Here is a 21858-nt window from a genome sequence, read left to right on the forward strand (position 1 = left end):
GTGTCACTTTCGCTTTGGCAGCAGTGTCTTGCCCGATTGCAGGATGAGTTACCTGCCACAGAATTTAGTATGTGGATACGCCCCCTACAGGCGGAACTGAGTGACAATACTCTGGCGCTTTACGCCCCTAATCGTTTTGTTCTGGACTGGGTCCGTGATAAGTACTTAAACAATATCAATGGATTACTTAATGACTTTTGTGGCAGCGAGGTTCCCTTACTGCGTTTTGAAGTGGGGAGTAAACCGGCGGTAAGAGCGGCACACAGTCATCCAGTTACAGCCAGCGTTAGTGCGCCTGTCGCTCCGGTTACCCGCAGCGCACCTGTGCGCCCGAGTTGGGATAGTTCGCCCGCTCAGCCTGAACACTCTTACCGTTCGAATGTTAACCCGAAGCACACATTTGATAACTTCGTTGAGGGTAAATCGAACCAACTGGCCCGGGCAGCAGCACGTCAGGTGGCTGATAATCCGGGGGGGGCGTATAACCCGTTATTCCTCTATGGCGGTACAGGTTTGGGTAAAACTCACCTGTTACATGCTGTGGGAAATGGCATCATGGCCCGTAAAGCCAATGCCAAAGTGGTTTACATGCATTCAGAGCGTTTTGTGCAAGATATGGTAAAAGCCTTGCAGAACAACGCGATAGAAGAGTTTAAGCGCTATTATCGTTCGGTTGATGCACTATTAATCGATGATATTCAGTTCTTTGCCAATAAAGAGCGTTCGCAGGAAGAGTTTTTCCACACCTTTAATGCCTTGCTGGAAGGTAATCAGCAGATCATTTTGACGTCAGATCGCTATCCAAAAGAGATCAATGGCGTAGAAGATCGTCTGAAGTCGCGGTTTGGCTGGGGCCTGACGGTAGCTATCGAGCCGCCGGAACTAGAAACCCGTGTCGCGATTCTGATGAAGAAAGCGGATGAAAATGATATTCGCTTGCCCGGTGAGGTCGCGTTCTTTATTGCCAAGCGTCTGCGTTCTAACGTGCGTGAGCTGGAAGGGGCATTGAATCGTGTGATAGCCAACGCCAATTTTACGGGTCGGGCAATCACCATTGATTTTGTGCGCGAAGCGCTGCGCGACTTACTGGCATTGCAGGAAAAGCTGGTTACTATCGATAATATTCAAAAAACTGTTGCTGAATATTATAAAATTAAGGTCGCTGACCTACTCTCCAAACGGCGTTCACGTTCGGTAGCCCGCCCACGTCAAATGGCGATGGCGTTGGCGAAAGAGCTAACCAACCACAGCCTGCCTGAAATCGGCGATGCGTTTGGTGGCCGCGACCATACCACGGTGTTGCACGCCTGCCGGAAAATTGAGCAGTTGCGTGAAGAAAGTCACGACATCAAAGAAGATTTCTCTAACTTAATCAGAACATTATCCTCCTAGCGCTATGAAATTTATCATTGAACGTGAGCATCTGCTAAAACCGCTGCAACAGGTCAGTAGCCCGCTGGGTGGACGCCCTACGTTGCCTATTCTGGGTAACTTGTTGCTGCAAGTGACGGAAGGTTCTTTGCGCCTGACCGGTACCGATCTGGAGATGGAGATGGTGGCCTGTGTTGCCCTATCCCAGCCCCATGAACAGGGTGCTACCACAGTGCCTGCCCGGAAGTTTTTTGATATCTGGCGTGGTTTGCCGGAAGGGGCCGAAATTACCGTCGCATTAGATGGCGATCGTCTGCTGGTGCGCTCTGGTCGTAGCCGCTTCTCGCTATCCACCTTACCGGCGGTAGATTTCCCTAATCTGGATGACTGGCAGAGTGAAGTTGAATTCACTTTACCGCAAGCCACCTTGAAGCGCCTGATTGAGTCCACTCAGTTCTCGATGGCCCATCAGGATGTGCGCTATTACTTGAATGGCATGCTGTTTGAGACCGAAGGCGAAGAGTTGCGCACCGTCGCGACCGATGGTCACCGTTTGGCGGTATGCTCAATGCCGATTGGCCAAACGCTGCCGTCACATTCGGTGATCGTGCCACGTAAAGGCGTGATGGAGTTGGTGAGGTTACTGGATGGTGGTGATACACCACTGCGTCTGCAAATTGGCAGTAACAACATCCGCGCTCATGTCGGTGATTTTATTTTCACCTCTAAGCTGGTCGATGGCCGTTTCCCTGATTATCGCCGCGTATTGCCGAAAAATCCGGACAAAACGTTGGAAGCGAGCTGTGATTTGCTGAAACAAGCTTTTGCTCGAGCGGCTATCTTATCTAATGAGAAGTTTCGTGGCGTTCGGCTCTATGTTAGCCAAAATCAGCTCAAGATCACGGCCAATAACCCTGAGCAGGAAGAAGCAGAAGAGATCCTCGATGTCAGCTACGACGGGACGGAAATGGAGATCGGTTTCAACGTCAGCTATGTGCTTGATGTGCTTAACGCACTGAAGTGTGAAGATGTGCGCCTGTTACTGACTGATTCAGTTTCGAGTGTGCAGATCGAAGATGGTGCCAGTCAGGCCGCAGCCTACGTGGTCATGCCAATGCGGTTGTAATATTTATCGGGCTATCTTGCTTGCCCCTTTGCGATTGGGTAGTGCTCGCCATCCTCACGTACAATAAGTACGCTCCGGTGGCTGTGCGCTGGCCGCACGTAAATGGCCTGCGACGATAACGCCCTTGATAGTTCGATTACTTCGATAATGAAGAAATTTGCAGCATGGCTTTGACGCGTTTACTGATTAAAGATTTTCGCAATATCGAATCGGCAGACTTGGCGCTGGCGTCGGGTTTTAATTTTTTAGTCGGCCCCAACGGCAGTGGCAAAACCAGTGTGTTGGAGGCGATTTATACCTTGGGTCATGGCCGCGCTTTTCGCAGTTTGCAGGCCGGGCGAGTGATTCGCCACGACTGTGCCGAGTTTGTGCTGCATGGTCGGGTTGATGTGAATGAACGCGAGTCATCTGTCGGCCTGAGTAAAAGCCGGCAGGGTGATAGCAAAGTGCGCATCGATGGCACTGACGGCCATAAAGTGGCTGAATTGGCACAAATGCTGCCGATGCAGTTGATTACCCCCGAGGGTTTTACGCTATTGAATGGCGGGCCAAAATTCCGGCGCGCTTTTTTAGACTGGGGTTGCTTTCATAACGAACCCGGTTTTTTTACGGCCTGGAGCAATCTGAAAAGGTTACTTAAGCAGCGTAATGCCGCGCTGCGCCAGGTTAGTCGCTATGCGCAAATTCGGCCATGGGATCAAGAGATAGTCCCGCTGGCCGAGCGTATTAGCGAGTGGCGGGCGGCATACAGTGACGCAATTGCGGCAGATATTTCAGCCACATGCGCCCTGTTCCTGCCAGAGTTCGCCCTGAGTTTCTCTTTCCAGCGCGGCTGGGATAAGGAGAGCGACTACGGTGAGTTGCTGGAACGCCAGTTTGAGCGTGACCGCGCGCTAACCTATACCGCCATCGGGCCGCATAAAGCGGATTTCCGCATTCGGGCTGATGGTACGCCGGTAGAAGATCTGCTATCGCGCGGTCAGCTAAAACTGCTGATGTGCGCACTGCGGTTAGCGCAGGGTGAGTTTCTCACCCGACAGAGCGGGCGGCGTTGCCTGTATCTGCTTGACGATTTTGCTTCCGAATTAGACACCGGCCGTCGTCGTTTATTGGCCGAGCGTTTGAAAGCGACCCAGGCCCAGGTTTTTGTCAGCGCAGTGAGCGCTGAGCAAGTGGCCGACATGGTAGGCGAAAAGGGCAAGATGTTCCGCGTGGAACATGGCAAAATAGAGGTTCAACCACAGGATTAAAAATGAGCGAGAAACGTTGATGTCGAATACTTATGACTCCTCAAGTATCAAGGTATTAAAAGGGCTGGATGCGGTTCGTAAGCGCCCGGGCATGTATATCGGTGATACTGATGACGGTACCGGTCTGCACCACATGGTATTCGAGGTTGTGGACAACGCTATCGACGAAGCCCTCGCTGGCCACTGTAAAGAAATTATCGTCACCATCCATTCTGACAACTCGGTTTCTGTACAGGATGATGGCCGTGGTATCCCAACCGGCTTACATGAAGAGGAAGGGGTATCGGCAGCTGAGGTCATCATGACCGTGCTACATGCGGGCGGTAAGTTTGATGATAACTCTTACAAAGTTTCCGGCGGTTTGCATGGCGTGGGTGTGTCAGTTGTTAACGCCCTGTCTGAGAAACTGGAGCTGGTCATTCGCCGTGAAGGTAAAGTTCACGAGCAGACTTACAAAATGGGTGTGCCGCAAGCACCTCTGAAAGTGGTGGGTGAAACTGATCTAACCGGGACTACCGTGCGTTTTTGGCCGAGTTTCGAGACCTTCACCAATAACACCGAATTCCAGTATGAAATTTTAGCTAAACGTCTGCGTGAGCTGTCATTCCTGAACTCAGGTGTTTCAATCAAGCTGAAAGACAAGCGCAACGACAGAGAAGACCACTTCCACTACGAAGGCGGTATCAAGGCGTTTGTTGAGTATCTGAGCAAGAACAAAAACCCGATCCACCCGAAAGTGTTCTACTTCTCTACCGTGAAAGATGATATCGGTGTGGAAGTGGCACTGCAGTGGAATGATGGTTTCCAGGAAAATATTTACTGCTTTACCAACAACATTCCACAGCGTGATGGTGGTACCCATCTGGTTGGTTTCCGTACGGCGATGACCCGCACGCTGAACAGCTACATGGATAAAGAGGGTTACAGTAAAAAAGCGAAAATCAGTGCCACCGGTGATGACGCCCGTGAAGGTCTGATTGCCGTGGTTTCGGTGAAAGTGCCAGATCCTAAGTTCTCCTCACAGACCAAAGATAAGTTGGTCTCTTCTGAGGTGAAAACGGCGGTTGAAACACTGATGAACGAGAAGCTGGTTGAGTATTTGCTGGAAAACCCAACTGACGCCAAAATCGTGGTCGGTAAAATCATTGATGCAGCCCGCGCCCGTGAAGCCGCGCGTAAAGCCCGTGAAATGACCCGCCGTAAAGGCGCGCTGGATTTAGCTGGTCTGCCAGGCAAACTGGCAGACTGCCAGGAGCGTGACCCGGCGTTGTCCGAACTCTACTTAGTGGAAGGGGACTCTGCGGGCGGTTCTGCTAAACAGGGCCGTAACCGTAAAAATCAGGCTATTTTGCCGCTGAAAGGTAAAATTCTGAACGTTGAGAAAGCGCGTTTTGACAAAATGCTCTCTTCGCAAGAAGTGGCAACGCTGATCACCGCGCTGGGTTGTGGCATTGGTCGGGATGAATATAACCCGGACAAATTGCGCTATCACAATATCATTATCATGACCGATGCCGACGTCGATGGTTCTCACATCCGCACGTTATTGTTGACCTTCTTCTACCGTCAGATGCCGGAAATTATTGAGCGTGGACATGTATTTATCGCTCAACCGCCACTGTACAAAGTGAAGAAAGGCAAGCAAGAGCAGTACATCAAAGATGATGATGCGATGGAGCAGTACCAGATGTCGCTGGCACTGGATGGCGCAGCATTGCACATCAATGCCCATGCACCGGCACTGGCTGGTGAGCCATTAGAAAAATTGGTTGCTGAGCACTACAGTGTTCAGAAAACTATCGCCCGCATGGAACGCCGCTTCCCGCGTGCTCTGCTGAATAACCTGATTTATCAGCCAACTCTACTAGAAGAAGATTTGAGCAATAAAGAGGTTGTGACGCAGTGGATTGATTCGCTGGTGGTGTTGCTGAATGAGAAAGAGCAGCACGGCAGCAGCTACAGTTCAGTGGTGCGCGAAAACCGTGAGCGTCAGTTGTTCGAGCCAATTTTACGTATCCGCACCCATGGTGTGGATACTGACTATGAGCTGGACTTTGATTTCATCCACGGTGGTGAATATCGCAAAATCTGTCTGTTGGGCGATAAGCTGCGTGGCTTAATCGAAGAAGACGCTTTTGTTGAGCGTGGCGAGCGCCGTGTGCCGGTTTCAAGCTTCGAAGACGCACTGGATTGGTTAGTGAAAGAGTCCCGTCGTGGCCTGGCAATCCAGCGCTATAAAGGCTTGGGTGAAATGAACCCAGAACAGCTGTGGGAAACCACGATGGACCCAACCAGCCGTCGTATGCTGCGAGTTATGGTGAAAGATGCCATAGCAGCTGATCAGCTATTCACCACTCTGATGGGTGACGCGGTTGAACCTCGCCGTGCCTTTATCGAAGAGAATGCGCTGCGCGCAGCCAATATCGATATCTAATCTGCGGGTAAGATAAACGATAAAAGATCCAGAGCAGGATACTGTCTCTGGATTTTTTTTGCCTGAATACCGCCCTTATCGTCGCAACAATCGTGTGGCGCACAGACTCACTAGCATTTGAGCGCTGAATCGCGTTAGCATGAGGTATTAGTTAAATAAATCTGAGGACCTTATGGCTATTGAATTGATCGCTATCGATATGGACGGCACCTTACTGAATCCACAGCATGAAATCACACCACGGGTAAAGCAGGCCATTGATGCCGCTCGAGCCAAAGGTGTTTGCGTGGTATTGGCCACGGGCCGGCCCTATATCGGGGTCCAGCGCTATTTACGCGAATTGAATATGGAAAACAGTGGCGATTATTGCATCAGTAATAATGGTGCATTGGTCCAAAAAGCTGCCACCGGTGAATGTATTTTGCAGGAAACCCTCAGTTTCGAAGATTATCTCTATTTTGAAGCCTTATCGCGCAAAATGGGTGTCAGTTTCCAGGCTTTTGATTTTGATACCTTATATACCGCCAACAAAGACATCAGCAAATACACCCTGCATGAAGTGTTATTGACGGGTATCCCATTGAAATATCGTGCCGTAGAGGAGATGGACCCAACATTACGCTTCCCAAAAGTGATGATGATCGATGAGCCAGAGGCCCTTGACCGCGCATTAGCAATGATGCCCGCTGAGGCTTTCGAGCGTTTCACCATCATGAAGAGTGCCCCTTTCTACCTGGAAATTTTGAGTAAGCGAGTTGATAAGGGGACGGGGGTGAAAATGCTGGCTGACCATTTAGGCATTGCACAGGAAAATGTGATGGCACTGGGTGATCAGGGTAATGATATCGCGATGGTTAATTACGCTGGCGTGGGTGTGGCGATGGGGAATGCTATTCCTGAACTAAAAGAGATTGCGCAGTTTATTACTACGACGAATAGTGAAGATGGTGTGGCGGTGGCAATTGAGAAATATGTCGTTTAATTGAGTAACCTGTTCGGTTGACATGAGATTGGTGCTCACCTAACCTCCGATGCCTCAGCCGCTAAAGGGGTTACAAGCGCGTAACCCCCTTGGAACCCCTGCGCTAGCGCACGTGCTCGATTGAGATATCAGAGACAAAGTGAGCGCTGATCTCATATCAACCAGCGCCGTTCATCAGTTCAATTCAAACTAAATCAAACACCAATCCAAACTAAATCAAACCAAAATCATCACTGAATAACACTCATCACACTCTTTTGTGCCGCCATCATCGCCGGGTACTTGGCGACTAAATTAGCCATCATGGTGTTATACAAAGCCGCTTGCTGTGGCGTCTGGAACTGAACGCCGCCATTATTAAAGCTGACCTGTGTGCCCTGCTGTTGCAGGAAATCCCCTACCTGGGCCAAATCTTGCACAAAAGCAGATACCACTGGAATAGCTGGGATCAACACATTGGTGGGCTGAGTCACAATATTATCAAAAGCTTTGTTGAATACCGCTTTCAAATCATCAGGCTGTTTCAAGGCAGCTACAGCGCTATCGGCCTGAGTTTTGGCAGTGCGAATCTGCTGCACCAACAGGTTCAAAGCTCCCGCTGACTGCTGTAATGCATCACGCTTATTGAGATAATCTTGCGCCACACGAATTTCATTGATCTGTGCAATAGCAGGCGTCAGGCTAGCATCCACAGATTTCGTCAGTTGCTGCGAAAAAGTGACTAAAATCGCGTAATCGCTGACATAAGGGCCAAATTTCTGCTTTTGATCTTCACTCAGTGTTGGCAGCTTCATCCCGCTACGCATTACGGTGTTTTGCAGATAATCAATAAAAGCCTTACGTTGTTCTGGCTCTTTATCACCGCAAGCAGTGAGTTGGAACACTACCAGTAACGCCAGGAATGGCGCAAACCAACGCGAATAACGGGTCGTATTCAATGCAAAAGTCATGTGAAACTACTCCTGTAATAGGGACTTATCTTCACAACATCCCACTCTTATCACCCAATGACAGTGTTAAGAATAGCTAAGGGGAGCGATAAACGCTCCCCTATGACGAGCCAAATACCAGACTTACTGTAACAGTGAAATATCAGCAACCTGCAAGAATAGCTCGCGTAATTTACTCAGTAATGTCAGTCGGTTAATGCGAACCGCATCATCTTCCGCCATTACCATCACGCTGTCGAAGAACTCATCAATGGTTTCTCGTAGCGCAGCCAGTTCCACCAATGCCTCTTTATACTGACCGGCAGCAAAAATAGGTTCCAGCTTATCGCGCAAGACCACCAAGTGAGTCGCCAGTTTCAGCTCTGCCGGGTCTTTTAGCACCGAAGCACGCACGTGGTCATTCAGGGTATCAGTCGATTTTGCCAGAATATTCGATACACGCTTATTCGCGGCAGCCAGTGCAGCGGCTGCATCGAGTGTGCGGAAATAGGTTACCGCTTTCACCCGGGCATCAAAATCAGCAGGTCTGGTTGGACGACGCGCCAATACCGCCTGAATGGTATCGACGCTATGACCTTCATCCTGATACCAGGCACGGAAGCGGCCCAGCATGAACTCAATCACTTCATCAACCACTTTGGCGTTGGTCAGCTTGCTGCCGTACAGGCGCACGGCCTCTTCGGTCAGGGTTTGCAGATCCAGCGGCAAGTTCTTTTCGACGATAATACGCAGCACACCCAATGCCGCACGGCGCAGTGCAAACGGGTCTTTATCGCCTTTCGGATGTTGACCGATACCAAAGATACCCGCCAGCGTGTCCATTTTATCGGCAATCGCCAGCGCACAGGCAATGGGATTAGACGGCAAGTCATCGCCCGCAAAACGTGGCTGATATTGCTCATTCAGTGCAACCGCAACATCTTCAGCTTCACCGTCGTGGCGAGCATAGTGCATCCCCATCACACCTTGAGTGTCGGTGAATTCGAAAACCATGTTGGTCATCAGGTCACACTTGGAGAGCAAACCGGCACGCGTTGCGTGGTTAACATCGGCCCCAATTTGGGCGGCAACCCAGCCTGCCAGCGCCTGAATACGATCGGTTTTATCGCGCAAAGTGCCCAGTTGCTGTTGGAACAGCACGGTTTCCAGACGCGGTAAATTATCTTCCAGACGTTTTTTGCGGTCGGTATTAAAGAAGAACTCTGCATCAGCCAGACGTGGGCGAACCACTTTCTCGTTACCAGAGATAATCTGCTGAGGATCTTTAGATTCAATATTGGTGACAAAAATGAAGTTTGGCAGCAAGTTACCGGCAGTGTCGTAAACTGGGAAATACTTCTGGTCGCCTTTCATGGTGTACACCAGCGCTTCCGCAGGGACGGCCAGGAATTTCTCTTCAAATTTGGCGGTCAGTACCACCGGCCACTCCACCAGCGACGCGACCTCTTCCAGCAAGCTTTCGCTCAGATCGGCGACGCCGCCAATCTTCTGTGCTGCCAGCTCTGCATCACGCTTGATGATAGCTTTACGCAATTCATAATCGGCGATCACTTTGCCGCGTTCCAGCAGGGCCTGCGGATACTGCTCGGCATTATCAAGGGCGAATTCCGCTTCACCCATAAAGCGATGACCACGGATAATGCGGTCTGAATCGATACCCAACACTGTGCCAGCAATTAATTCGCTGCCTAACAGCATGGTCACAGTATGGACTGGGCGAACGAATTGAGTCTCTTTATCACCCCAGCGCATTAGTTTAGGGATCGGCAACTTAGCCAGTGCGGCATTAACCATGCCCGCCAGCAGTAATTGCGCCGACTCCCCTTTGACATGCGCGCGATACAGCAGCCATTCGCCTTTGTCTGTGACCAGGCGTTCAGCTTGATCGACAGTAATCCCACAGCCGCGCGCCCAACCCTCAGCCGCTTTGCTAGGTTTACCTTCAGCATCAAATGCTTGTGCAATCGCCGGGCCACGTTTTTCGACTTCGCGATCGGCCTGAGCGGCACTTAAATTTACTACTTTTAGCGCTAAACGGCGCGGTGCGGCATACCAAATCACCTCGCCATGAGGCAGATTGGCGCTATCCAGCTCGGCGGTAAAATTGGCAGCAAAAGATTCGGCCAGCGAACGAAGAGCCTTCGGCGGCAGCTCTTCCGTGCCGATTTCCACCAGGAAAGTCTGTTGAGTCATGACAGCCTCTTAGTTCTGATTCTTTTTGCACATAGGGAAGCCCAACGCCTCGCGGGAGGCATAATAAGCCTCGGCGACAGCTTTGGTCAGTGTGCGGATACGCAGGATATAGCGCTGACGCTCAGTCACTGAGATGGCTTTGCGGGCGTCCAGCAAGTTAAAGGTGTGGCCTGCTTTCAGAATGCGTTCGTAAGCTGGCAGCGGCAGCGGGGTTTCTAGCGCCAGTAGCGATTTAGCTTCTTTCTCATACTGCTCAAAGCAGGAGAACAGGAAGTCCACATCGGCATATTCGAAGTTATAGGTGGATTGCTCCACTTCATTCTGATGATAAATATCACCGTAAGTGGTTTTGCCCAGCGGGCCGTCGCACCAAATCAGATCATAGACGCTATCTACGCCCTGAATGTACATCGCCAGGCGCTCCAGACCATAGGTGATTTCACCGGTGACCGGTTTACATTCCAAACCGCCGACTTGCTGGAAGTAAGTGAACTGTGTCACTTCCATCCCATTAAGCCACACTTCCCAGCCCAGACCCCAGGCCCCCAAAGTTGGGTTCTCCCAGTTGTCTTCGACAAAGCGAATGTCGTGGATAGTCGGGTCCAGACCCAGCTCTTTCAGCGAACCTAAGTACAGCTCCTGAATGTTGTCTGGCGAAGGCTTAATGATCACCTGGAACTGGTAATAGTGTTGCAGGCGATTCGGGTTTTCACCGTAGCGACCATCGGTCGGGCGGCGTGAAGGTTGCACATAAGCGGCAGCGATTGGCTCAGGGCCAAGTGCACGCAGGCAGGTCATGGGGTGGGAAGTACCCGCGCCGACTTCCATGTCCAGTGGTTGAACAATGGTGCAGCCTTGGCGCGCCCAATAGTCCTGTAACGTCAGGATCAGGCCCTGAAAGGTCTTGGTATCAAACTTTTGCATGTTGGATTCGCACGCGATACAAGTGGATTAAAATAGAATAAGGCAGTATACCCGTTGACTGGAAGATATACAGCCAGAATCCAGTAACACATGCGAATTGATGTGAAAAATAACCTCAACTATTCAGCCACTCCGCTACCAGGTAATGGGGGGCGGGGCTAAAAAATAGTGCTGATTCTCCTTTATCGTTACTACATTTTTTATTTTTCTCTCTTTCCATTCGGGGTTGGGATCACAATAAGAGGTGCCGGGTTCCAGCGTGCAGTCATCATCTCTGATGTCACTTATGTGAGGGGGAAAAGAGGGTGTCGAGGCAAATACCGGGCCAATACCGATTACGGAAATAAGCGGGGCAACTAATACCAGTCGTCTTATAAAATAGCTATTCATAGTAAAACCTCATTATCAGGCTAATTAATGGCAAAAAAACAATATTAAATTCTGCCTACTGATTAATTATCGTGCAGTTAACCTGATGATCAAGAATAGACTAATACAAAAAAGCGATAGGTTGCTTATCTCCGCCTGAACAGCGATTATGCCCAGCGATAGCTGACAACAAAAAAGGCAAAGAAATATGAGCTTACAACGCTGCGGTTGGGTTACAGCTGATCCGCTCTACCTCGCTTATCACGACAGTGAATGGGGAGTCCCACGCACTGAGAGTCAGGCGCTGTTCGAAATGCTGTGCCTGGAGGGCCAACAAGCGGGGTTGTCGTGGATAACTGTGCTGAAAAAACGTGAGCGCTATCGCCAGTGTTTCCACCATTTTGATCCGGCCCGTGTGGCAAAAATGGGGCCAGACGATATCGAGACACTGATGCAGGACAGCGGAATTATCCGCCATCGAGGGAAAATTCAGGCCATTATTACCAATGCCCAAGCCTATCTCGCGATGGAAGCCAACGGAGAGGATTTTTCGCATTTTATCTGGAGTTTTGTTGATGGTGAACCCAAAGTGAATCATTGGTGGTGTCTGGCCGAGTGCCCCGCCACCACACCGGCCTCCGATGCAATGTCAAAGGCACTGAAAAAACGGGGTTTTAAGTTTATCGGCTCCACTATTTGCTATGCTTTTATGCAGGCGAGCGGCCTGGTGAACGATCATCTGGCAAGCTGCTTCTGCCATCCGGATAACGCGCTGAAATGATTAGAGATTATCAATCTGGCGATCTTGATGCCCTGATGCCATTATGGCTGAGCAGCACCATTGCCGCGCATCCTTTTGTGGCCGAGCAGTATTGGCACGAGAGCAGCCCGCTGGTGCGTAATACCTATCTGCCAGCGGCAAAAACCTGGGTCTATCTGCAACAGGAAGCCGCTCTCGACCAGGGGGAGCCTATTGTAGGGTTTATCAGTATTCTCGAAGAACAACTGGTGGGCGCCTTGTTTGTTGAGCAATCCTTTCATGGTAAAGGGATTGGCAAACTGCTGATGGATTACGTTCAACAACGCTATAACACACTGACACTGGAAGTTTACCAGCAGAACCGACGGGCCTGTCGCTTCTACCATAACCAAGGTTTTACGGTTATTGGGCAAGCTTATAATATTGAAACTAAAAATATGATAATGACAATGCATTGGCAGCGCCCACTCTATTAATCCCCTTTTTTATTTCCCCTATCATCTGACAAATTTTAATAATGCCAGAGGCGAATAACCACATTATTCTGTTGGTGAATATATATTCCCAATGGAGATGATAAAGATGACCAATATAAAAAACAAAAGAATTTTGTTGTTTACATTAATCTATCAACTATTTATTGGAATAGCTTTTGCCACAGAGAATAAAACCAAAAGCACAATATATGGCATCGATAACACGTCAAAAGAGAACACACAGAACTGTTTGTATTATAAATATAACACTCAAGACAATATACCCTGCCAGAACACATCTAATATTATAGATGAAACATGGATTCCTATTGGTAAAGATAGTAAATCGGGTGTAAAAACAATTGATTGCGATACGGACTGTCATATAAGTAATACCATGACCTTGCCGCTATCTGCTATTTTTCCTCAGGAGAGTTCAGATACACAAAATCAAGAAAGATCACTATTACTTAGCTTTGAAGTAACCAATAATACCTTTGATATCACTTTTGATAATTTCATGGATATTACTGTTGATGATGGCATGGTATTAATTATGTCACCGGATTCACAGAGGATTGATTTCCTATTACATCAAGCGACAACCCATATTTCATTTCTGTTCTCTTGGCTTAAAAATGAATTATCTCTCAGTTTTTTGGAGACCGCACAAGGCAAATTACTCCACTTATCGCCGATAATATCAATGCCCCTTGGTTCTCTTATCAATCAAGATCCCATTGATTTAACTATTTTCAATAGTAATTTCCGGCAACCACTGGTTTTACAAAAAGTGATGATGGCGGTACACGACGAGCCACATCGAGCCAAACGCGGCGTGGCAGGGATCGCGGGATGTTTTATCTCTGGCCCACTGGCGCTCTACAATGTCGTGACCCAAGGGCGTTGTAATCAGGTTGAGTCGGCGTGGCAACATATTAAGAAGTTTTTTGCCGGCGAGGATGCATCCAACAGAGTGGTGGCCGGCACGAGTGAGCCGTTAAAACCTAAACCTGTCGTGGTGACCACCGCACTGAAAAAAGCCCCCCCGAGTCTCACATTATCTCAGTTAAATACCGGGCTACATGGTCAGTCGCTGACTCTCCCCGCCGTGTCTCATTATTGCGAGAAACCATTAGAATATGTTATCGGAGCCCGTTTTCCCCGCCAAATCAGATACTCCTGTGCCACCTGGCTGTCATCAGTATTAGCCGATTTTACCCTACTGTTTGGCAACAGTTTACGCACCTGGTCAACGGAGTACCTGATTCAGACACTGAATGGAATTTTGGACAGAAGTGCCATCGACAGTGATCACGATGCAATAGATGCCTTTATTCGTGAGCCGACGGCGGGTAATCGTTTGATCCAAACTATTAACGATGTCGCCGAGGAACAGGGCCGATCCGTGTTAATTGATAGCATCACACAATCCTTTGCCCTCTCTGAGCAAAATTATATGCAATATGCCATCATCAATAGCCCGCCGGAGGCCAGCAACGCAAAGCCTTATGCCCACTGTCATAGTGAAAGTGACTATGACTATGACTATGACAGTGATAACTTTAATGACGGTAGCAGTAGCAGTAGCAGTGATAGCGATATCGTCTCACCACTGCAAGCTCAGCAATATCCGCTGGGAACATATCAGATGCCTATCTCCTCTTATGTTTACCAAGATGTATTACCCCGCATACTGCATAATGGCGAGTGGCAGGTAGCATCAGAAAGATTTGATATTGAGGTCATTCAGGGCAGTCGCGAGCAGACCCGTCACAGCCTATATGAACTACTCGAAACGATCGCGACATGGGAAAACACATATCAAGAACACCGTGTGAGTTGCGATCGCCACGGCATATTCCCCAGCGACATGGCGACCAATCGCTATGCGGGCCAGGTCACCAGCCAGATAATAAAGAGTTACAGCCAAAAACCTCGTCCTGGTCAGACTATTATCGTGGTGAGATTTAATCATCAGATTGTTAGTGCCAGTGTCGCGGACAGCTACTCTAATGGTGACAGCCCGCCGATGAAACACGGCACAATCAGGGCAACATTAACCAACCCCGCTTACGTCTTAACACCTCAAGTGGAAGGTGCCATCAGAGGCGCGGGATCAGCCGCACTGCACGCCATGATCCAGCGGCTAAAAGCCGACGGTGTCTCTATGGTTGAAGCCGAAGTGATCTCGACGCCCTCGGCGATGATTAAAAAACGTATCGGTTTTGTTTTCATTCCTGACGAATTGGAGAATTACCGCTTCTCCCCCTCATTTCCTTCCCCGACTGGGGCTGGGCTTTAGGTTTTCACCCTATTCGAACACTGTCCCCCTATTAGGCGACCTATAGGGGGAATCATAAAACACCACTAATCAGTAACCTTTCTGTGCCTATTTTGTTGATAAACCCGCCAAATGAACCTTTCGGCTGACACTATGAGAGTTTTCTCACTAGTATTCCCCCATTTTTTGTCGGATAACGATGGTATATAAACATCGGCCAATAAAGTGACGGCTGGTTAATGACTTTTAGTCCGCTATTGGGCGATATTGCTAGGTTTTCGCCGAAATAGAGCACCATTTAAGGAAAATTTGATGAAAAACCACATATTGGTCAGAGTCGCTGTCGTCTCTGTTGCGCTGACCCTCTCCGCCTGTACCACCAATCCCTATACCGGCGAATCACAAGCAGGGAAATCTGGTTATGGCGCAGGGATCGGGGCCGCTTTAGGGGCGGGGATCGGCATGTTGTCATCATCGAAACATGACCGTGGCAAAGGCGCATTAATTGGTGCCGCAGCCGGGGCTGCGCTAGGTGGCGGTGCGGGCTACTACATGGATGTGCAGGAAGCTAAGTTGCGCGAAAAAATGAACGGCACGGGCGTTAGTGTCACCCGTCAGGGCGACAATATCGTATTAAACATGCCCAATAATGTCACTTTTGATACTGACAGCAGCAACCTAAAACCAGCGGGAGCCAATACCCTGACTGGGGTCGCTATGGTATTGAAAGAGTATGATAAAACCGCCGTCAATGTGATAGGCTTTACCGATAGCAGCGGTGCCAGAGCCCATAATATGACACTTTCACAGCAGCGGGCGGATAGTGTGGGCAGCGCCCTGATTATGCAGGGCGTGGCTGCCAACCGTGTCCGCACCAGCGGTGCAGGCCCGGATAATCCGGTTGCCAGTAACAGCACTGCCGCCGGTAAAGCACAAAACCGACGGGTAGAGATAACCTTAAGCCCGCTATAATCCCAACCTGCTGATGCGGATAAATACTCAGATTTATCCGCACCTTGCTGACGGTAGCCACTTCCCGGTCATCATAACTCTTCTGGTTTAATGCGATAAGTGCAGCGGCGGGCGCCGGATAATATGTGCTCAACGCGTTCGACGGGTACTCCCAAAGCTTGCTGGAATACCGCCAGTTCGGCGCGACAAAACCCCTGACAATGGGTGGCTGCCGCACAGATGGGGCAGTGATTTTCGATCAACAGCAATGCGCCATCCGCCTCTACCTGCATCTCTGCCATATAACCTTCGTGCGTGCGAATTGCCACCAGCCGCTCAACACGTTCGGTCACATTGGCCGCCCCCGCCATCGCTTGACAATATTGATTGCAGGTCTCCTGCTCACGGCTATCAATCAGCAGCTCAAGGGCGCTGTCACCCAATTGGCTGCGGATCAAACGCAACAATTGCACGGTCAGTTCACCGTGGCCATCAGGGAAGTGCGCGTTACCAGCCTCGGTTAACTGCCATAGCTGAATCGGGCGGCCCACCCCCTGCGCTTTTGCCTCGGCGACCACCAGCCCCTCTTTGGCCAGTTTGACAAATTGCTGTCGGGCCGCTTCACCGGTCGTTCCCAGTAGCCTCCCGGCATCACTCGCTTGCAGCGGGCCACGGGTCTTGAGCAGCATCAGCAAGCGCCTGGCGACAGAGTGTGGCGGGCTGGTTGTATGGTTGATATTCATATCTTCCCCGCTATCATGGCGATTTTTTTAATTTTTGATCAATCTTTTCCAGCATAACATTTCCCAAGCCAATGCTTGACTTATTATCACTGACTGGCCTACCGTATTCCAAGAATTTTCTTGTTTAACTTTATCGTAACAATATAATCAACTCAACAACCAGACTTCTGGCAGGATGGAAACGTGATAATAAATGATGCAAGCCGTTGGAGTGACCTGTTCTCCGGTAAAAATGCGGCCTTTGCCATCGCTCTGTCGGGGGGCGTTGTATTACATGCGATCAATATTTATATCGCCACCACCATTTTGCCCTCGGTGGTGCTGGAGATTAACGGCCTGAGCCTGTACGCCTGGAATACCACCCTATTCGTCACCGCCTCCATCCTCGGCTCGGCGCTCTCTGCCCGGCTACTCAGTGGTTACGGGCCACGTAGCGCCTACCTGTTCGCCTCGCTGGTCTTTATGTTGGGCAGCGCCTTATGCGCCATGGCCCCCAACATGCCGATGATGCTGGTGGGTCGAACTGTGCAAGGTTTGGGCGGCGGCTTCCTGTTTGCGCTCTCTTACGCCATGATTAATCTGGTCTTTCAGCAATCACTATGGCCGCGGGCCATGGCACTGATTTCGGGTATGTGGGGGGTTGCAACTCTGATTGGCCCTGCTATCGGCGGCATTTTTGCTGAAATGGATGCCTGGCGCTTTGCATTCTGGACGTTGTTACCGGTAACCCTGATTTATGCCATTTTTACCTGGCGTATCCTGCCGGCGGGCAGATCCAGCAGCGACGCCTCGGCACTCCCTGTCACGCAATTAGTGCTATTAACCGCCATTGTCCTGACCATCTCGGCCAGCAGCATCGCCAGTAGTGGCCTGATCAACATGGCGGGAATGGCGCTGGCGGTGGTGCTGTTACTGCTGTTATTCCGCATAGAGTCCCGCGCCACCACACGTCTGCTACCAAAAGGGGCACTGCGCCTTAGCTCACCGCTGGCGGCACTCTATATCACCATCTCTCTGCTGGCAGTCGGCATTACCTGCGAGATCTTCGTTCCCTACTTCCTGCAAACACTACATGGCCAGTCACCACTGATTTCCGGCTATATTGCCGCCACCATGGCGGCGGGCTGGACAATCTCTGAGGTGATGAGCGCCGGCTGGAAAAAATCAGGTATTCGTTGGGCGATTATCAGCGGCCCCATCATTGTTCTGGCGGGGATTGTGGCGCTGGCTATCCTGATGCCAGCCGCCTCACTCGGTAGCTGGCAACAGATGGCACCTATCGCCATCGCGCTAACACTGGTGGGTTTTGGTATCGGTTTTGGCTGGCCGCATCTGCTGACCCGCATTCTGCAAGTGGCGGCTGATGAAGATAAAGACATTGCCGGGGCGTCGATTACCACGGTGCAGATGTTTGCGACCGCCGTCGGTGCCGCAATGGCCGGGATGGTCGCCAATCTCTCTGGCCTGAATTTCCCCGGTGGCGTTGCCGGGGCTGAGAACACCGCCCACTGGCTGTTTACCCTGTTTGCCATTGCCCCCGCACTGGCGATCATTACCGCGCTACGTTGTGCCACGATTGGTGCGCACAGCCTCACGGCGAAGAGTATCGCCAGCAGTGAAGCGTGATTTTTTAATGAGTCGTAACATGATGAGCGAGATTACTGCTTGATCTCGCTGTCGTGTTCGCTGTTATGCTGGCTTCAGATCTCACTTGCCCAAATGAATTGGAGTTTGCGATGAAGCCTGCCATTGTGCTGTACAAAAGCCTTCCCACCGATCTGCATCAACGATTAGCGCAACACTTTACCGTTAACAGTTTTGCTGGTTTAACGCCGGAGAATCAACCTGAGTTATTATCGGCGCTGCAACAGGCTGAAGGGCTGATCGGTTCCGGCGGCAAGATAGATCACGCCTTTTTGCAATTAGCGCCGCGTCTGCGGGCCGCTTCAACCATTTCTGTCGGTTATGATAATTTTGATGTGGATGCGCTAAACCAGCGTGGTGTGGCGCTGATGCACACCCCCACGGTGCTGACCGAAACCGTGGCCGACACCATGATGGCGCTGCTGCTCTCTTCGGCACGAAGAGTGGTGGAATTGGCCGAGCGAGTTAAAGCGGGTGAGTGGCAAGAGAGCATCGGTGATGAGTGGTATGGTGTGGATGTTCACCATAAAACCATCGGCATTCTCGGTATGGGGCGCATTGGCATGGCGCTGGCTCAGCGGGCGCATTTTGGTTTTAGTATGCCGGTGCTGTACACCAGCCGCCGTCCCCACGAAGAGGCCGAAACACGCTTTGGCGCGCGCCGCTGCTCACTGGATACTTTGCTGGCGGAGGTTGATTTCCTCTGTATTACCCTGCCGATGACCGAGCAGACTTACCATATGATTGGCCGCAGCCAACTGGCAAAAATGAAGTCCAGCGCCATCTTAATTAATGCCGGCCGTGGGCCAGTGGTGGATGAGCAGGCGCTGATTGCCGCCCTGCAAGATGGCACTATTCATGCCGCAGGGCTGGATGTGTTTGAGCAAGAGCCGCTGCCGATGGACTCGCCACTCCTCAAATTACCTAATGTGGTTGCCGTGCCACACATTGGTTCTGCCACCCATGAAACCCGTTACAACATGGCCGCCTGCGCCGTGGATAACCTGATTGCCGCACTGACCGGCAGCGTCAAAGAGAACTGCGTCAACCCGCAAGTTTTGCCGCAATCATAAACTGAACCACTGGCCTGCTTGCAGGCCAAAATCTCTCCTCCACCGCTCTCCTCCCTACAAAAGCCCCGCAAGGATGAGGCTATTTCTTCACCAGACGGCACACTGATATTCATCAAACTCTATTCAGATCTAAGGAAGATGTGCCATGAAACGTCTCACTGTCCCTTTGCTACTGGTGCTCTCTCCTGCGGCGATGGCGAATTGGTCACTCCCGCACTTTCCCACCTTTACTGAGCAGGATAGCGGGATTTTTCTCAGCAGCAGCACATTGAGCAAAGGTGAATATCCGCTCAAGTTTTATCAGGATAAACAGTGCTGGCAGCCCACTGGCGCGGTGAAGTTGAATCAAACTTTTTCACTGCAACCCTGCCAGAATCAAGCAGATATCTCATGGCGACTGTTCCGCGATGGTCAGTATCAGGCGCGCATTGATACCCGCAGCGGCACACCAACCCTCACTCTTAGCCTCAAAGAGCCGGTGACAGAGGCCGTCAAGGTGGTGGTGCATAGTTGCCAGCGCTGGGATGGGCAGCCAGTGACCATTGATGTGCGCCAAACCTTTGCCGAAGGTGAAATGGTGCGAGACTTCTACTCTGGCCAAACGGCAAAAGTCTCCCTCGGTAAAATCACCTTGCAACCCGCGCCCGAGAGTGGCGGATTACTGCTGCTGGAGTCGTCGCAAACCCAGCAAGCTGCACCATTCAGTTGGCAAAATGCCACGGTCTATTTTGCCCTGACTGATCGCTTCAAAAATGGCAACCCAACCAATGACCACAGCTATGGCCGCCACGGCGACGGAATGCAGGAGATCGGCACCTTCCACGGGGGTGATTTGGCGGGATTAACTGAAAAACTGGATTACCTGCAACAGCTTGGCGTCAATGCATTGTGGATCAGTTCACCGCTGGAGCAAATTCACGGCTGGGTCGGAGGCGGCACCAAAGGTGACTTCCCACATTACGCCTACCACGGCTATTACGGGCTGGATTGGTCCCGTCTGGATGCCAACATGGGTACCGGGCAGGAGCTGCATACGCTGGTTGAACAGGCGCATAAACGCGGTATTCGTATTCTATTTGATGTGGTGATGAATCACGTGGGTTATGCCACGCTGGCAGATATGCAGAGTTATCAATTCGGCGCACTCTATCTGCAAGGCGATAAACTGGAGAAAACCTTAGGTAAAAACTGGACGGATTGGACACCTGGCAGGGGTCAAACCTGGCATAGTTTCAACGATTACATCAATTTCGGTGATAAAGCGGCATGGGATAACTGGTGGGGCCAGAAGTGGATCCGCACGGATATTGGCGATTACGACTCCCCCGGCTATGACGATCTGACCATGTCGCTGGCTTTCCTCCCGGACATCAAAACTGAATCGACCCAAGCCAGCGGCTTACCGGTGTTTTACCGCAACAAACCGGACACCGCCGCGCGGGAAATTCCTGGTGCCACCCCACGTGATTACATGACGCATTGGTTGAGCCAATGGGTTCGCGATTACGGCATTGACGGTTTTCGGGTGGATACCGCTAAACATGTGGAGAAACCCGCCTGGCTACAACTTAAGCAACAAACCACCGCCGCGCTGGCCGCCTGGAAAGCCGCTCACCCCGATCAGGCGCTGGATGACTTACCTTTCTGGATGACCGGTGAGGCATGGGGCCACGGTGTGATGAAGAGCGATTATTATCAAAATGGCTTTGATGCCATGATTAACTTTGATTTTCAGGATCAGGCAAAACAGGCGCTCACCTGCTTCTCATCCATTGATGGCACTTATCAACAGATGGCGGATAAACTGCAAGGTTTCAATGTGTTGAGTTATATCTCCTCACACGATACCCGGCTGTTTTTTAAAGACGATGCGCAGCAGTCATTGGTAAAACAGCAGCGGGCGGGTGATCTGCTGCTACTGGCACCGGGGGCGGTGCAGATTTTCTACGGCGATGAGAGTGGGCGAGAATTCGGCCCCACCGGTTCTGATCCACTACAGGGCACCCGTTCAGATATGAACTGGAATGAATTATCGGGTGCGAAAGGCGCGCTATTGGTGCACTGGCAGAAAGTCAGCCAGTTCCGCGCCCGCCATCCCGCCATTGGCGCGGGCGAACAGAAATCGCAACAAACCGCTGATTATTATGCCTTTAGCCGCCAACATCAGGGCGATAAAGTGCTGGTGGTTTGGGTCGGTGACAAAAAAGAGTAAATTAGTGAATTATCCCGCAATAACTCCTCCTGCCGATATTTTCGCTCGGTAGGAAGAAATCCTTCCGCATTGCACCCGCTTTTATCTGCGAGTATGGTACTTGTTCACTTACGGAT

The 21858-nt window shown here is 50.7% G+C and carries 16 protein-coding genes; 12 read left to right on the forward strand and 4 right to left on the reverse strand.

From position 1 onward, the window contains the following. From dnaA to yidA, 5 genes are all read left to right on the forward strand, one after another. Complete coding sequence (gene dnaA, locus FFE93_RS00005; RefSeq protein ID WP_005271546.1) at positions 1–1392, forward strand: chromosomal replication initiator protein DnaA; 1392 nt, start codon at positions 1–3, stop codon at positions 1390–1392. A 4-nt stretch (positions 1393–1396) separates the two neighbouring features. Further along, the gene (dnaN, locus tag FFE93_RS00010) at positions 1397–2497 is read left to right on the forward strand and encodes a DNA polymerase III subunit beta (protein WP_005271547.1); all 1101 of its coding nucleotides are present in this window, start codon (positions 1397–1399) and stop codon (positions 2495–2497) included. A 164-nt stretch (positions 2498–2661) separates the two neighbouring features. After that, positions 2662–3747: a DNA replication/repair protein RecF gene (gene recF, locus FFE93_RS00015; RefSeq protein WP_005271548.1), complete on the forward strand. Its 1086-nt coding sequence runs from the start codon at positions 2662–2664 to the stop codon at positions 3745–3747. Positions 3748–3766: 19 nt separating this feature from the next. After that, positions 3767–6181, forward strand: coding sequence for a DNA topoisomerase (ATP-hydrolyzing) subunit B (gene gyrB, locus FFE93_RS00020; RefSeq protein ID WP_005271549.1), 2415 nt, complete (start codon positions 3767–3769; stop codon positions 6179–6181). A gap of 172 nt (positions 6182–6353) precedes the next feature. After that, positions 6354–7163 (forward strand): sugar-phosphatase, encoded by an 810-nt coding sequence (yidA, locus tag FFE93_RS00025; RefSeq protein ID WP_005271554.1) that lies wholly within the window; start codon positions 6354–6356, stop codon positions 7161–7163. Between the two features lie 230 nt (positions 7164–7393). On the opposite strand, the gene FFE93_RS00030 is transcribed toward yidA, so the two are convergent. The 3 genes from FFE93_RS00030 to glyQ all read right to left on the reverse strand — a co-directional run bounded on the left by FFE93_RS00030 (position 7394) and on the right by glyQ (position 11230). After that, positions 7394–8113, reverse strand: coding sequence for a DUF3053 domain-containing protein (locus tag FFE93_RS00030; protein WP_005271556.1), 720 nt, complete (start codon positions 8111–8113; stop codon positions 7394–7396). Positions 8114–8236: 123 nt separating this feature from the next. Further along, a complete protein-coding gene (gene glyS, locus FFE93_RS00035) occupies positions 8237–10306 on the reverse strand; it encodes a glycine--tRNA ligase subunit beta (protein ID WP_005271559.1) in 2070 nt (689 codons plus the stop codon). A 9-nt stretch (positions 10307–10315) separates the two neighbouring features. Continuing rightward, entirely contained in the window at positions 10316–11230 is a 915-nt protein-coding gene (gene glyQ, locus FFE93_RS00040) for a glycine--tRNA ligase subunit alpha (RefSeq protein ID WP_005271562.1), read from the reverse strand. A gap of 577 nt (positions 11231–11807) precedes the next feature. On the opposite strand from glyQ, the gene FFE93_RS00045 reads away from it, so the two are divergent. From FFE93_RS00045 to FFE93_RS00060, 4 genes are all read left to right on the forward strand, one after another. Continuing rightward, positions 11808–12380: a DNA-3-methyladenine glycosylase I gene (locus FFE93_RS00045; protein WP_005271566.1), complete on the forward strand. Its 573-nt coding sequence runs from the start codon at positions 11808–11810 to the stop codon at positions 12378–12380. Further along, on the forward strand, positions 12377–12835 hold the full coding sequence (locus tag FFE93_RS00050) for an N-acetyltransferase (protein WP_138774643.1): 459 nt from the start codon (positions 12377–12379) through the stop codon (positions 12833–12835). Before FFE93_RS00045 ends, FFE93_RS00050 begins: the two co-directional genes overlap by 4 nt. A gap of 520 nt (positions 12836–13355) precedes the next feature. Next, positions 13356–15140 carry a hypothetical protein gene (locus FFE93_RS00055; RefSeq protein WP_261369030.1) on the forward strand — a complete coding sequence of 595 codons (1785 nt, stop codon included), beginning with the start codon at positions 13356–13358 and terminating at the stop codon, positions 15138–15140. Between the two features lie 291 nt (positions 15141–15431). Next, positions 15432–16091 (forward strand): OmpA family lipoprotein, encoded by a 660-nt coding sequence (locus tag FFE93_RS00060; RefSeq protein WP_138774645.1) that lies wholly within the window; start codon positions 15432–15434, stop codon positions 16089–16091. A 71-nt stretch (positions 16092–16162) separates the two neighbouring features. On the opposite strand, the gene FFE93_RS00065 is transcribed toward FFE93_RS00060, so the two are convergent. Continuing rightward, positions 16163–16813 carry a helix-turn-helix transcriptional regulator gene (locus FFE93_RS00065; protein WP_005271575.1) on the reverse strand — a complete coding sequence of 217 codons (651 nt, stop codon included), beginning with the start codon at positions 16811–16813 and terminating at the stop codon, positions 16163–16165. Between the two features lie 189 nt (positions 16814–17002). Here FFE93_RS00065 and FFE93_RS00070 point away from each other — a divergent pair, with 189 nt between their 5' ends. The 3 genes from FFE93_RS00070 to FFE93_RS00080 all read left to right on the forward strand — a co-directional run bounded on the left by FFE93_RS00070 (position 17003) and on the right by FFE93_RS00080 (position 21742). Next, positions 17003–18439 carry an MFS transporter gene (locus FFE93_RS00070; protein ID WP_054872337.1) on the forward strand — a complete coding sequence of 479 codons (1437 nt, stop codon included), beginning with the start codon at positions 17003–17005 and terminating at the stop codon, positions 18437–18439. Between the two features lie 110 nt (positions 18440–18549). Beyond that, on the forward strand, positions 18550–19530 hold the full coding sequence (ghrB, locus tag FFE93_RS00075) for a glyoxylate/hydroxypyruvate reductase GhrB (RefSeq protein ID WP_032896711.1): 981 nt from the start codon (positions 18550–18552) through the stop codon (positions 19528–19530). A gap of 145 nt (positions 19531–19675) precedes the next feature. Beyond that, positions 19676–21742, forward strand: coding sequence for an alpha-amylase (locus FFE93_RS00080; protein ID WP_138774646.1), 2067 nt, complete (start codon positions 19676–19678; stop codon positions 21740–21742). Positions 21743–21858: the final 116 nt, after the last annotated feature.

It is taken from the genome of Yersinia sp. KBS0713, assembly GCF_005937895.2.
In the GTDB taxonomy this organism is placed as follows: domain Bacteria; phylum Pseudomonadota; class Gammaproteobacteria; order Enterobacterales; family Enterobacteriaceae; genus Yersinia; species Yersinia bercovieri.

Coding starts and splice junctions, on each gene's coding strand:
- ghrB (WP_032896711.1), top strand. CDS start 18,550: ATGAAGCCTGCCATTGTGCTGTACAAAAGCCTTCCCACCGATCTGCAT.
- recF (WP_005271548.1), top strand. CDS start 2,662: ATGGCTTTGACGCGTTTACTGATTAAAGATTTTCGCAATATCGAATCG.
- dnaN (WP_005271547.1), top strand. CDS start 1,397: ATGAAATTTATCATTGAACGTGAGCATCTGCTAAAACCGCTGCAACAG.
- FFE93_RS00065 (WP_005271575.1), bottom strand. CDS start 16,813: ATGAATATCAACCATACAACCAGCCCGCCACACTCTGTCGCCAGGCGC.
- gyrB (WP_005271549.1), top strand. CDS start 3,767: ATGTCGAATACTTATGACTCCTCAAGTATCAAGGTATTAAAAGGGCTG.
- FFE93_RS00080 (WP_138774646.1), top strand. CDS start 19,676: ATGAAACGTCTCACTGTCCCTTTGCTACTGGTGCTCTCTCCTGCGGCG.
- glyS (WP_005271559.1), bottom strand. CDS start 10,306: ATGACTCAACAGACTTTCCTGGTGGAAATCGGCACGGAAGAGCTGCCG.
- glyQ (WP_005271562.1), bottom strand. CDS start 11,230: ATGCAAAAGTTTGATACCAAGACCTTTCAGGGCCTGATCCTGACGTTA.
- FFE93_RS00060 (WP_138774645.1), top strand. CDS start 15,432: ATGAAAAACCACATATTGGTCAGAGTCGCTGTCGTCTCTGTTGCGCTG.
- yidA (WP_005271554.1), top strand. CDS start 6,354: ATGGCTATTGAATTGATCGCTATCGATATGGACGGCACCTTACTGAAT.
- FFE93_RS00055 (WP_261369030.1), top strand. CDS start 13,356: ATGGATATTACTGTTGATGATGGCATGGTATTAATTATGTCACCGGAT.
- FFE93_RS00050 (WP_138774643.1), top strand. CDS start 12,377: ATGATTAGAGATTATCAATCTGGCGATCTTGATGCCCTGATGCCATTA.
- FFE93_RS00045 (WP_005271566.1), top strand. CDS start 11,808: ATGAGCTTACAACGCTGCGGTTGGGTTACAGCTGATCCGCTCTACCTC.
- FFE93_RS00030 (WP_005271556.1), bottom strand. CDS start 8,113: ATGACTTTTGCATTGAATACGACCCGTTATTCGCGTTGGTTTGCGCCA.